The organism is Enorma burkinafasonensis (assembly GCF_902150035.1).
GTDB lineage: Bacteria > Actinomycetota > Coriobacteriia > Coriobacteriales > Coriobacteriaceae > Enorma > Enorma burkinafasonensis.
Genome location: NZ_LR597501.1, coordinates 134,925 through 147,254 on the forward strand (window position 1 = coordinate 134,925; position 12,330 = coordinate 147,254).

Here is a 12,330-nt window from a genome sequence, read left to right on the forward strand (position 1 = left end):
GCTCCTATCTCGCGTGGGGGTCGTCCTCCCCCTGCATCTTAGTGCGCCGCCGTCCCGGCATGCGCACCCTGATCCCGGTTGTCGATTTCGTTACAGAACGAACCGACGTGGACCCCGACCGTCCAGCAGCAGTCGATTGAGCGGAAGAATTCGTTTTCGAGGAGGCGCGGGCCGCTCCCCCATCCGGCGACCCGGTGCCCCGGGGCGCGGGCGCCGCCTGGGAAGCGGGCGCGCCGGCGCGCGCGTTCGGAGCCTGGGCCTCCTGGTCAAGAGCCTGCGCGCCGACGTCATGGGCGTCGCGCTCGCGGCGGCGCGCCATGCGCTCCCTGACCGAGTCGACCATGCGGCGCGCGGACGAGCCGGTCGACGAGACGCGGCCCCGGGAGCCCTTGCGGCCGAGCGACACGCGCACGCCGCGGCCGAAGCCCGTGGCGAGGCGCGCCGTGCGCGGGGCCCGGGAATCCATGAGGGTGGCCACGCGGAAGAACAGGGCGCAGCAGGCGACCGAGATGACGACCATGAGGGCGGCGAGCCCCAAGCCCATGGGCGCGATCGAGAAGAACGCCGGGAAGCCCATAATCCCTGTGGCGAGGCCCGCCACGATCGAGGCGAAGAGCACCGTGCGCACGGTGGTGAACGGCTGCGAGATGCGCCAGATGAGGCAGCACCCCACGCCCGCCGTCGAGACGAGACACATGGTCGAGAGCGTGGCGACGTCGAAGGCGAACAGCGACCCCGCGAGCATGCACAGGCAGGCGCCCACGATGACCGAAAGCGACGCGGGCAGCGCGCGCTTCACCACGTTCACGAGGAAGCTCCCCTCCACGCGGGCTCGGTTCGTCTCGAGGCCGAGCACGAACCCGGGGTAACCGATGCAGAAGAAGTTGATGAGGGTCATCTGGATGGGCTGGAAGGGATAGGGCGGAAACGCGATGCATATGGCGGCGAGTCCCATCGAGAAGAGGGTCTTCGTGAGGAAGAGCGCGGCGGAGCGCTGGAGGTTGTTGATAGACCGGCGGCCCTCGGCGACCACGGCGGGCATGCTCGCGAAGTCGTTGTCGACGAGCACGAGCTCGGCGACGTTGCGCGCGGCGTCGGAGCCGGCCGCCATGGCGACCGAGCAGTCGGCCTCCTTCAGGGCCAGCACATCGTTCACGCCGTCGCCGGTCATGGCGACCGTGTGCCCGCGGCGCTTGAGCGCCTGCACGAGCTCGCGCTTCTGCTGAGGGGTCACGCGGCCGAACACGTGGTAGCGGTCGACCGCCGCATCGAGCTTCGCCGGGGTGTCGAGGGTGGTCGCGTCGACGTAGCTGTCGGAGCCGGGCACGCCCACGACGCGCGCGATCGAGGAGACCGTGCGCGGGTCGTCGCCCGAGATGACGTTCAGGGTCACACCCTGCTCGGTGAAGTAGGCGATGGTCTGCGCGGCAGAGGAGCGGATCTCGTCACGGATGGTCACGAAGCCGAGCGGACGGGCCCGACCCATGAGGTCGCCCTCCTCCGTGAAGCCGTCGACCTCGGCTACCACGAGCACGCGGCAGGTGCTCGCGAGCTCCGCCACGGTGTTCTCGACCTCGGCGAACGCCTCGTCGTCGAGCACGAACTGGGCCGCGCCCATCACGAACGAGCCCTCCGCGAAGGAGGCGCCGCTCCACTTCTTTGCCGAGGAGAACGGCACCACGCGCACCGGCTCGCTTGCGGGCACGGGGTTCTTCTCGAAGTGGTCGAGAAGCGCCTTGCAGGTCTCGTTCGCGTCGGCCGACGTCGCGCGGGCGATGTTGGCGAGCGCGAAGTCGGCGACGGAGACCGTCTCGGGGATGCCGGCGGGCACCCGCGCGCCCTCGACGGGCAGCGGGTAGGTGCCCTCGACCTCCATGCGTCCCGAGGTGATGGTGCCGGTCTTGTCCAGGCAGAGCACGTCCACGCGGGCGAGCGTCTCGATGCAGTAGAGCTGCTGGGCGAGGACGTTTCTGCGCGCGAGGCGGGCGGTCGAGATCGCGAGCACCGACGAGGTGAGCAGCACGAGCCCCTGCGGGATCATGCCGAGCAGCGCACCCGTGACCGAGAGGATCTCCGAGGAGGGCACGCGGCCCGCCGCGAGCTCGGAGAAAAACCACGAGCCCAGGCCGTCGCCGGGGCTCCCCGCGAGCGCGTAGGTCTCCTGGAGGCTCGAGATGAACAGCGCGATGCCCAAAGGCAGCATGATGACGCTCGCGAACCTCACGATGAGGTTCAGCGTGTTCATGATCTCCGAGTTCACCTTCTTGACGTACTTCGCCTCGTTGTTGATCTTGGCGACGTAGTTCTCGGCGCCGACGTGCACCACGCGGGCGTACACCAGGCCCGAATCGAGGAAGCTGCCGCTCATGAGCATGGAACCGGGCTCCTTGCGGATAAGGTTGCTCTCTCCGGTGAGCAGGCTCTCGTTCACCTGCGCCTCGCCGGAGACCACGACCGAGTCGGCGGGGATCTGGTCGCCGCGCCCGAGCTTGATGAGGTCGTCGGCCACGATCTCCTCGAGCTCGACATCGACTTCGGCCCCGTCGCGGATCGCCACGGCCTTCTTCGTGACGAGCAGCGTGAGCTTGTCGACCATGCGCTTTGAGCGCAGGGACTGGACGATGCCGATACCGGTGTTGAGCACGACGATCGCGAGGAACGTCAGGTTCTTGAAGGAGCCGGCGATGATGACGAGGATCGCGAGCACGAGGTTGATGAGGTTGAAGAGCGTGAGCAGGTTCTCTAGCACGAGCTGCTTGACCGATTTGGTCTTGAGCTCCATGTTGACGTTGACGCGGCCCTGGGCGATGCGCTCCTGGACCTCGGCGTTCGTGAGGCCGCGCACCTCGTCGGGCGCCGGCGCGGACGCGTGCGTCTCCTGCATGGGTCTATCGGGCTCCCCCGCCATCTATCCTCCTCGATGTGTAGGCAACGTCGAATAGCTTACCCGCAATCCCCGCGACGGATGCCCGCGCCGCGATATTCGCCCCGCGAACGCGGAACCAACACGAGCGCCCCGCCCTCGCGGGGCCGCCACCTTCCCGCACCATCGGATGGGGCGCCACGAGCTCCCGGCCGCCGCCGTTGCACCGCGCGGGCGTTTGGGTATAATGGCTGTCATCCGCGTCCCATTAGCTCAGTGGATTAGAGCGTCTGCCTCCGGAGCAGAAGGTCACAGGTTCGAATCCTGCATGGGACACCAGCTTATGGCACCCGGGCCGTCCAAGCGGTCCGGGTTTTTCTTAAACGTCCCGTGACGTTCGCCCCTCCCGCATCCGCACACCCTGCCTGGAGCCCGAGCTACCCGGATGTCTCCCCGGCGGATCATAGGCGGTGGCCGCGGCGTTCCCGATCAGGACGCATCGGAACATCGTCCTGGGATGCCGTATGCTATCGTACGTTTTCTTCATTTCTCGAGTGCCCTCGTAAGAATAATGCAGACTTTTATAGAATTCTGCATTATTCTTACGACTGCCTTCACGTTCTGCATTCTTTGTACGATACATTTTCTTGTTTTGCATATTCTGTACGATAGTATTTTCTGGTTTGCATTTTTCTTACGAAGAAGAACTTCATTTTGCAGAAATAGTTCGATAGATAATTTCTATATTGCATTCTTCTTACGATAGTAAACCTATTCGGAAGAAGCCGTACGATAACGCCTCGTATTGCGTCTGTGGACGCCCTCGATCCACGCGCGTCGGCAACGGAAAGCTGGCCGAAACGACGACCCAGACGATACGTTCCGGCGCAGTTGTTTCGATGCGGTTCCGTAAGCCCGTTCCTGCCGGGCGTTACCCCCAAGTACGCTAAACTTCTGCCTATCTGAACGCATCGCTGATGAAACCGGCATGGCCGCAGGAGGGCACATGATCGCGATACTCAAGAAGAGCGCCGACGAGCGCGCCGTAAACCAGCTCGTCGGCTGGATCGAGGGCAAGGGCCTGCAGGCCCACGTGAGCCACGGAGAGAACGAGCTCATCATCGGCCTGGTGGGCGACACCACCAAGATCGACCCCTTCCTCCTCGAGAGCATGGACATCGTCGAGCGGGTCCAGCGCGTCTCGGAGCCCTTCAAGAAGGCGAACCGCAAGTTCCACCCTGCCGACTCGGTCGTGGACTGCGGGAACGGCGTGCTTCTGGGCGGCGGCCACTTCCAGGTGATCGCCGGGCCCTGTTCCGTCGAGGGCGATAACCTCATCCGCATCGCGCGACGCGTGCATGAGGCCGGCGCGACGATGCTGCGCGGCGGCGCGTACAAGCCGCGCACGAGCCCGTACGCCTACCAGGGCATGGGCCCTGCCGGCCTCGACCTGCTCTGCGAGGCCCGCGCCGAGCTGGGCATGCCCATCGTGACCGAGATCATGGACGCGCGCGACGTGCCCGTCTTCCTCGACAAGAAAATCGACGTCATGCAGATCGGCGCCCGCAACGCCCAGAACTTCACCCTGCTCAAGGAGGTCGGCAAGACCCAGACCCCCGTGCTGCTCAAGCGCGGCATGTCCGGCACCATCGACGAGCTCCTCATGGCCGCCGAGTACATCATGAGCGAGGGCAACGACAACGTGATCCTCTGCGAGCGCGGCATCCGAACCTTCGAGACGCGCACCAGGAACACCTTCGACCTCAACGCCGTGCCGGTGCTGCACTACCTCTCGCACCTGCCCGTCGTCGCGGACCCCAGCCATGCGACGGGCTATACCCGCTACGTCGCGCCGATGGCGCTCGCGGCGACCGCGGCCGGCGCCGACGGCCTCGAGATCGAGGTCCACGACGACCCCAGCCGCGCCTGGTCCGACGGCGCGCAGGCGCTCACGCCCGACATGTTCGACGACCTCATGCGGCGCATCGCGCTCATCCGCGACGCGATCCGCCCCGCCGCTAGCGAGGCCGGGCGATGAGCGCGGACGGGCGTCGACTGCGCGTCGGCATCGTCGGCCTCGGGCTCATCGGCGGCAGCTTCGCGCGCGCCTACCGTGCGGCGGGCGCCGAGGTCCTCGCCTGCGATGTCGACCGCGACATCCTCGAGGCCGCCCGCGTGGACACCATCGCAGGCGAGCTCGATGCGGATAGCCTGGGGACGGTCGACCTCGTAGTCCTCGCGGCCTACCCGCACGCCTGCCTCGAATGGCTCGAGGCGCATGCCGAGGCGCTCGGCGCCGCATCCGACCCCGAGCGCGGGACGGGACCGCTCGTCATCGACACCGCCGGCGTCAAGTCGGCCGTCTGCGAACGCGCCTTCGAGCTCGCGCGCACCCATGGCTTCGCCTTCGTGGGCGCGCATCCCATGGCGGGCACCGAGAACTCCGGCTTCGCATACGCGCGGGCCGACCTCTTCCGGGGCGCGCCGATGGTGCTGGTCCCGCCCGAGGTGGACGACCTCGAGCGGCTCATGCTGCTCGACCGCGCCCACACGCTGCTCGCGCCCATCGGCTTCGGCTCCTTCAGCGTCACGACGCCCGGGGAGCACGACCGCACCATCGCCTTCACGAGCCAGCTCGCGCACGTGGTATCGAACGCCTACGTGAAGAGCCCCACCGCCCAGGGACACCACGGCTTTTCCGCCGGCAGCTACCGCGACCTCACGCGGGTGGCGCACCTCAACCCCACCATGTGGGCGGAGCTCATGTGCGAGAACGCCGAGAACCTCAGCCGCGAGCTCACCTGGCTCATCGATGCGCTCGACGCCTACCGCGCGGCGCTCGACGCCGGCGACCCCGAGCGGCTGCGCATGCTCCTCGCCGAGGGCGACCGCATCAAGCGCTCGCTCGACGACGGCGACGTGCGCGCGTAGGCGCCCCGTCTGGCAGAACCGACCCCAAGGAACGACCCATGCACACCATCGACATCCCCGCATCGACCCCCTACCAGGTGCATATCGGCACCATGCTCCTCGAGGCGTCCGGCGAGATCGTGCGCGACGCCTGCGGTGGCGGCCGCGCCGTGATCGTCACCGATTCCAACGTGGGGCCGCTCTACGCCCCCATCGTGAAGCAGAGCCTCGACCGTGCGGGCTACGAGGCCTCCACGTTCACCTTCCCCGCCGGCGAGTGCAGCAAGCGCGCGCCCACGCTCGTCGACATCCTCGAGTTCATGGCATCCCGTGAGCTCGGCCGCGACGACGTCGTCGTCGCGCTCGGCGGCGGGGTCGTAGGCGACGTCGCCGGGTTCGCCGCGGCGTGCTACATGCGCGGGTGCCGCCTCGCCCAGATCCCCACGAGCCTGCTCGCGATGGTCGACTCCTCCGTGGGCGGCAAGACCGCCATCGACCTCGAGGCGGGCAAGAACCTGGCCGGTGCCTTCTGGCAACCGCGCGTTGTCATCGCCGACGTGGGGTGCCTGGGCACCCTCGAGCCCGAGCAGCTCGCCGACGGCTGCGGCGAGGTCATCAAGCACGGCGTCATCGCCGACGCCGCCCTCTTCGAGCAGCTCGAGCAGACGCCGCTCACGACCGAGCTCCTCCATGAGAACCTCGGGCTCGTCGCGGCCATCATCGCGCGCAACGTCGAGATCAAGCGCGACGTGGTCGCCGCCGACGAGCGTGAGGCGCACACCCGCAAGCTCCTGAACTTCGGCCACAGCGCCGGCCACGCCATCGAGGCGCTCGAGGAGTTCCGCCAGGGCCACGGCACCTGCGTGGCCCAGGGCATGGTGCTCATCGCGCGCGCCGCCGTGGCGCGGGGCACCTGCACCGCCGACGTGCCCAGGCGCATCGAGGCGCTCGCGCGCCGCCACGGCCTCGACACCGCCTGCCGCTGGGACGCCGACGCGATCTTCACCGAGGCGCTCCACGACAAGAAGCGCGCCGGGAACGCCATCGATGTCGTCATGCCCCACGCGATCGGCTCCTGCGCGATCGAGCGGATGGGCCTCGAGGACTTCCACGCGCTCGTGGCGCTCGGCGTTGCCGAGAACGCGGAGGTGAGCGCCTCGTGATCGCGCGCATCGAGCCCAAGACCCTCTCCGGCGAGGTGCATGCCATCGCCTCGAAGTCCATGGCACACCGCCTCGTGATCGCGGCGGCCCTCGCCAACGGCCCCACCGAGGTGCTCTGCAACACCACCTGCGACGACATCGACGCCACGCTCGATTGCCTCGAGACGCTCGGGGCACGCATCGAGCGGCGGCCGGGCGTCTTCGAGATCCACCCCATCCCGCAGAGCCGTGAGCACGGCATCCTGCGCGCGCTCGCGGGCCGCACGCTCGACTGCCGCGAGTCGGGCTCGACGCTTCGCTTCATGCTCCCCGTCGCGTGCGCCCTGCGCGCCGACGCGACCTTCACGGGGGCGCCGCGCCTCGGCGAGCGCCCGCTCACGCCCCTCACCGGCGAGCTCATGGCTGCCGGCTGCGACATCGCGACCGCGGGCGGCTTCCCCCTGACCGCACGGGGCCGCATGCGCGCCGGCACCTTCGTGCTGCCCGGCAACGTGAGCTCCCAGTACGTCTCGGGGCTGCTGCTCGCACTGCCGCTTCTGGGCCAGGAGAGCACGGTCGAGGTGCGCGGTACGCTCGAGAGCAAGCCCTATGTCGACCTCACGCTCGAGGCCCTCGCCGCGTTCGGCGTGCGCGTCCGCGTGGAGAGCGACCCCGAGGCCGGCCTCACGCGCTACCTGCTCCACGGAGACTCCTACCGCACGCCCGGGCGCATCCAGGTCGAGGGCGACTGGTCCAACGCCGCCTTCTGGTTCTGCGCGGCGGCCATCGGCAGGCGCCCCATCACGGTGCGCGGGCTCTCGCTCGCTTCGGTGCAGGGCGACCGCACCGTGCTCGCGGCGCTCTCGCGCTTCGGCGCGCGCGTGAACCGAGCCACCGCCGCGGCGACCGTGCGCCCCGACAAGCTGCGCGGCTTCACCCTGAGCGCCCAGGACGTGCCCGACCTGGTGCCCGTCCTCTCGGCCGTCGCCGCCTGCTGCGAGGGCACGACCACGATCCGCGACTGCGCGCGCCTGCGCCTGAAGGAGTCCGACCGCCTGGCCACCACCGCCGCCACGCTCAACGCCCTCGGCGCCCGCGTGCGCGTGGTGGGAGACGACCTCGTCATCGAGGGCGTCCCCGAGCTCACGGGCGGCACGGTGGACGCCTGCCGCGACCACCGCATCGCCATGACCGCCGCCGTGGCCGCCGTGCGCGCGACGGGCCCGGTCGAGATCCGTGGGGCCGAGGCCGTGGCCAAGTCTTATCCGACGTTCTTCGACGACTACAGCGCCCTCGGCGGCATCGTCGAGATTGAGGAGGGGTAGATGTCCTCGACCTTCGGAGAGCGTGTGCGCGTGTCGATCTTCGGCGAGTCGCACGGCGCGGGCATCGGCTGCACCATCGACGGCATGCCGGCGGGCATCCCCGTCGACCTCGAGGGGCTGCAGCGCTTCCTCGACCGCCGCGCGCCGGGCAGGGGCGACACCTCCACCAAGCGCCGCGAGGCCGATGCCCCGACCTTCTTTTCGGGCATCCGCGACGGCCGCACCACGGGCGCGCCCATCGGGGCCGTCATCGCCAACACCGACACGCGCTCGGGCGACTACGAGGGCCTGCGCCGGGTCCCGCGCCCGGGGCACGCCGACTATCCGGCTCGCGTCAAGTACGGCAACTGGCACGACGTCGCCGGAGGCGGGCACTTCTCGGGCAGGATCACCGCACCGGTCTGCATCGCGGGCGGCATCGCCAAGCAGGCGCTCGCGACCCAGGGCATCGAGGTCGCGGCCCATATCGCGACGCTCGGGCCGGAGGGCATCGCCGACGAGCCCTTGGACGCGCTCGCGCTCGACGAGGCGCAGCTCGCCGCCCTGCGCACGCATGCGTTCCCCTGCATCTCGACAGATGCCGCGAGCAGGATGGAGGCCGCGATCCTCGCCGCCCGCGATGGGCTCGACAGCATCGGCGGCGTCATCGAGTGCGTCGCCTACGGCGTGCCGGCAGGCGTCGGCGACCCGATGTTCGACGGCATCGAGAACCGCATCGCCCGGCTCGCCTTCGGGATCCCCGCCGTCAAGGGCGTCGAGTTCGGCTCGGGGTTCGCGGCAGCCTACCTCAACGGCAGCGAGAACAACGATCCCTTCGCGCTGGACGGAGGGCGCGTGGTGTGCACGACCAATAACGCCGGCGGCATCCTCGGCGGAATCTCCTGCGGCATGCCGATCGTCTGGCAGATGGCCGTGAAGCCCACGCCCTCGATCGGCCGGCAGCAGCACTCGGTCGACCTCGACCGCATGGAGGAGACCGAGCTCACCGTGAAGGGGCGGCACGACCCGTGCATCGTCCCGCGCGCGGTGCCCATCGCCGAGGCGGTCTGCGCGCTCGCCCTGCTCGACCTCATGGTCGAGGACGGCTCCTTCGCGCGGCCTGAGCCCCGCGGGCGCGCCTGCTGACGCGCACGCCTACCCTTTCGACCGATACGGGAGCAGCCATGGAACTCACCGATATACGCCGACGCCTGGACGAGATCGACACCGAGCTCATCGGGCTTTTCCAGGAGCGCATGGAGCTCGCCGGCGACGTCGCCCGCGCCAAGGCGGGAACGGGCAAGGCGGTCTTCGACCCCGCCCGCGAGCGCGAGAAGCTGGCGTGGGCGGCTCGCACCGTGCCGAGCGAGCTGAGCGGCCAGGCGGTCACGCTCTTCTCGCTGCTCATGAGCATGAACAAGGCCGCGCAGCAGCGTGCGCTCCGCCGCGGGGACGAGTCCTCGCCCGCGCATGCCGCCTTCCGGGCGCTCATGCCCTACGACCGGCCCTTCCCCGCGCGGGCAGAGGTCGCCTGCCAGGGTGTCGAGGGCGCCTACAGCCAGATCGCCGCCTGCCGCCTCTTCAAGCTCCCCACGATCAGCTTCCAGCCGACCTTCGAGGACGTCTTCCGCGCGGTGCGCGACGGCTCGTGCGCCTACGGCGTGCTGCCCATCGAGAACTCGACCGCGGGCTCGGTGAACGCCGTCTACGACCTCATAGCCAAGTACCGCTTCTCGATCGTGCGCAGCCTGCGCCTCAAGATCGACCACAACCTGCTCGCGAACCCCGGCGCCGAGCTCGGGGACATCACATGCGTCTACTCGCATGAGCAGGCCATCGCGCAGTGCTCGGGCTACCTCGCGCGTCTCGGCTGCCGCGTGCACGTGTGCGAGAACACCGCGCAGGCGGCATCGCAGGTCGCCTCGTCGGGACGCACGGACGTAGCCGCGCTCTCGTCGCGCGACTGCGCCGCGCTCTACGGCCTTACCGTGCTCGACGAGGACGTGCAGGACTCCGACAACAACTACACGCGCTTCGTCGTGATCTCGGCTGAGCCGCAGGTCTTCCCGGGGGCGACCCGCACCTCGCTCATGCTCACGGTCTCGCACGAGCCGGGCTCGCTCTACCGGGTGCTCGAGCGCATCTACGCGCTCGACATCAACCTCGTGAAGCTCGAGAGCCGCCCCATCCCCGGCAGGGACTTCGAGTTCATGTTCTACTTCGATCTTGACTGCCCGTTCGGCTCGCCTGCCCTCGGCGACCTGCTCGACGGCATCGACGACGTCTGCGAGCAGTGCACCTACCTCGGCAGCTACCAGGAGCTGGTCTAGATGGGCGCCGCTGTTCCCGGAGCGGGCGGGCGCGCGGAGGCGCGCTTCGGCCTCATCGGGCGCACGCTCGGCCACAGCTACTCACCTGCCATCTACCGCGAGCTCCTCGGCTTCCCCTACGACCTCTTCGAGCTCGAGCCCGATGAGCTCGGCCCCTTCGTGCGCGAGGGCTCGTGGGCCGGCGCGAACGTGACCGTGCCGTACAAGCGCGCGGTCATGCCCTACCTCGACGAGCTGACGCCCACGGCGCGGCGCCTGGGCAACGTGAACACCGTCCTCAGGCGCGCCGACGGGACGCTCCTGGGCGACAACACCGATTTCGCCGGCTTCCGGGCGCTCGTCGCCTCGCTCGGCGTCGATGTCGCGGGGAAGCGCACGCTCGTGCTCGGCGGCAGCGGCGGGGCGGGCACCACCTGCCGCGCCGTCCTCGCCGAGCTCGGAGCCGAGGTTGTCCCGGTCGGCAGGACCGGTGAGGTCACCTATGCCGACCTTCCCCGCTACGCCGACGCCGCGCTCGTGGTGAACGCGACGCCCGTCGGCATGTACCCCGCCTGCCCAGCCGCACCCTGCTCTCTCGAGACGCTCCCCGCGCTCGAGGGCGTGATCGACCTTATCTACAACCCGGCGCGCACCGCCCTCGTCATGGAGGCGGAGCGCCTAGGCATCCCCGCAGCCGACGGGCTGCTCATGCTCGTCGCCCAGGCGGCCGAGGCGGTCCGCGTCTTCACCGGCGAGGCGGTTTGCTTCGAGCGCGTGCGGGACGTGACCTGCCGCCTCGCGCGCTCGATGCGCAACGTCGTCCTCATCGGCATGCCGGGGGCCGGGAAGACCCGGGTGGGCCGTGCGCTCGCCGGGCTCTGCGGCCGCGAGCACGTCGATATCGACGTCGAGCTCGAGCGCGAGCTCGGGTGCAGCTGCGCCACGTTCATCACCGAGCGCGGCGAGGGGGCCTTCCGCGAGGCGGAGACGCGGGTGCTCGGAGAGGTGGCCAAGCGCAGCGCGCTTGTCATCTCCTGCGGCGGCGGCGTGGTCACGCGCGCGGAGAACTATCCCCTGCTGCACCAGAACGGCACCATCGTCATGCTCGACCGGCCGCTCGGCGAGCTCTCGAGCAAGGGGCGGCCCATCTCGGAGCGCGACGGCGTCGCGTCGCTCGCCGCTGCGCGCATGCCCCTCTACCGGGAATGGGCCGACCTGACCGTGCGCTCGCGCGCGAGCGCCGAGCTCACGGCCGAGGCGGCATGCGAGGCGCTCGGCTTTATGGGCGACCGCGCGGGCGGCGCCGACCGGAAAGGCTGAACCATGAAGGCACTCGTCATCAACGGACCCAACCTCAACATGCTCGGCATCCGCGAGCCCAAGATCTACGGGACCGGCACCTACGCCGACCTCGAGCGCATCTGCCGGGATGCGGGCAAGGCACTCGGCTTCGAGAGCGTCGAGGTGTTCCAGTCGAACCACGAGGGCGCGATCGTCGACAGGATCCAAGGGGCCCTGGGCGCGGTGGACGGCATCGTCATCAACCCGGCGGCCTACACGCACACGAGCGTCGCCATCCTCGACGCCCTCAAGGCCGTCGCCATCCCCGCGGTGGAGATCCATATCTCGGACGTCGACGGGCGCGAGGCGTTCCGCCAGGTGTCCTATGCGGGGATGGCCTGCTTCGCGCGGGTGTGCGGCGAGGGGCTCCCGGGGTACGCGACCGCGCTCGGCATCCTCGCCGAGCACCTGCGCGCCGGCGGCGCCGAGCGGGCCTGATCACAGGTAGCGGCGCGGCAGGC

The 12,330-nt window shown here is 69.4% G+C and carries 9 protein-coding genes and 1 tRNA gene; 9 read left to right on the forward strand and 1 reads right to left on the reverse strand.

Going from position 1 to position 12,330, the window contains the following annotated elements:
• Positions 1 to 4 precede the first annotated feature (4 nt).
• Entirely contained in the window at positions 5 to 2,908 is a 2,904-nt protein-coding gene (locus tag FS885_RS00670) for an HAD-IC family P-type ATPase (protein WP_246060673.1), read from the reverse strand.
• A gap of 217 nt (positions 2,909 to 3,125) precedes the next feature.
• On the opposite strand from FS885_RS00670, the gene FS885_RS00675 reads away from it, so the two are divergent.
• The 9 genes from FS885_RS00675 to aroQ all read left to right on the forward strand — a co-directional run bounded on the left by FS885_RS00675 (position 3,126) and on the right by aroQ (position 12,307).
• A tRNA-Arg gene (locus FS885_RS00675) sits at positions 3,126 to 3,202 on the forward strand.
• A gap of 667 nt (positions 3,203 to 3,869) precedes the next feature.
• A complete protein-coding gene (gene aroF / locus FS885_RS00680; protein ID WP_144743028.1) occupies positions 3,870 to 4,901 on the forward strand; it encodes a 3-deoxy-7-phosphoheptulonate synthase in 1,032 nt (343 codons plus the stop codon).
• A complete protein-coding gene (locus FS885_RS00685) occupies positions 4,898 to 5,794 on the forward strand; it encodes a prephenate dehydrogenase (RefSeq protein WP_144743029.1) in 897 nt (298 codons plus the stop codon). The genes aroF and FS885_RS00685 overlap by 4 nt, the downstream gene beginning before the upstream one ends.
• A 38-nt stretch (positions 5,795 to 5,832) precedes the next feature.
• Positions 5,833 to 6,936, forward strand: a complete 1,104-nt coding sequence (gene aroB, locus FS885_RS00690) for a 3-dehydroquinate synthase (RefSeq protein ID WP_144743030.1) — start codon at positions 5,833 to 5,835, stop codon at positions 6,934 to 6,936.
• Positions 6,933 to 8,240 carry a 3-phosphoshikimate 1-carboxyvinyltransferase gene (gene aroA / locus FS885_RS00695; RefSeq protein WP_144743031.1) on the forward strand — a complete coding sequence of 436 codons (1,308 nt, stop codon included), beginning with the start codon at positions 6,933 to 6,935 and terminating at the stop codon, positions 8,238 to 8,240. Before aroB ends, aroA begins: the two co-directional genes overlap by 4 nt.
• Positions 8,241 to 9,365, forward strand: coding sequence for a chorismate synthase (gene aroC, locus FS885_RS00700; RefSeq protein ID WP_144743032.1), 1,125 nt, complete (start codon positions 8,241 to 8,243; stop codon positions 9,363 to 9,365). It begins immediately after the preceding gene.
• 38 nt (positions 9,366 to 9,403) lie between these two features.
• Positions 9,404 to 10,549, forward strand: a complete 1,146-nt coding sequence (locus tag FS885_RS00705; protein ID WP_144743033.1) for a bifunctional chorismate mutase/prephenate dehydratase — start codon at positions 9,404 to 9,406, stop codon at positions 10,547 to 10,549.
• Positions 10,550 to 11,848 carry a shikimate kinase gene (locus FS885_RS00710; RefSeq protein ID WP_144743034.1) on the forward strand — a complete coding sequence of 433 codons (1,299 nt, stop codon included), beginning with the start codon at positions 10,550 to 10,552 and terminating at the stop codon, positions 11,846 to 11,848.
• 3 nt (positions 11,849 to 11,851) lie between these two features.
• Positions 11,852 to 12,307, forward strand: coding sequence for a type II 3-dehydroquinate dehydratase (aroQ, locus tag FS885_RS00715; protein ID WP_144743035.1), 456 nt, complete (start codon positions 11,852 to 11,854; stop codon positions 12,305 to 12,307).
• Positions 12,308 to 12,330 lie beyond the last annotated feature (23 nt).

Coding starts and splice junctions, on each gene's coding strand:
- aroB (WP_144743030.1), top strand. CDS start 5,833: ATGCACACCATCGACATCCCCGCATCGACCCCCTACCAGGTGCATATC.
- FS885_RS00670 (WP_246060673.1), bottom strand. CDS start 2,908: ATGGCGGGGGAGCCCGATAGACCCATGCAGGAGACGCACGCGTCCGCG.
- aroF (WP_144743028.1), top strand. CDS start 3,870: ATGATCGCGATACTCAAGAAGAGCGCCGACGAGCGCGCCGTAAACCAG.
- aroC (WP_144743032.1), top strand. CDS start 8,241: ATGTCCTCGACCTTCGGAGAGCGTGTGCGCGTGTCGATCTTCGGCGAG.
- FS885_RS00710 (WP_144743034.1), top strand. CDS start 10,550: ATGGGCGCCGCTGTTCCCGGAGCGGGCGGGCGCGCGGAGGCGCGCTTC.
- aroQ (WP_144743035.1), top strand. CDS start 11,852: ATGAAGGCACTCGTCATCAACGGACCCAACCTCAACATGCTCGGCATC.
- FS885_RS00705 (WP_144743033.1), top strand. CDS start 9,404: ATGGAACTCACCGATATACGCCGACGCCTGGACGAGATCGACACCGAG.
- FS885_RS00685 (WP_144743029.1), top strand. CDS start 4,898: ATGAGCGCGGACGGGCGTCGACTGCGCGTCGGCATCGTCGGCCTCGGG.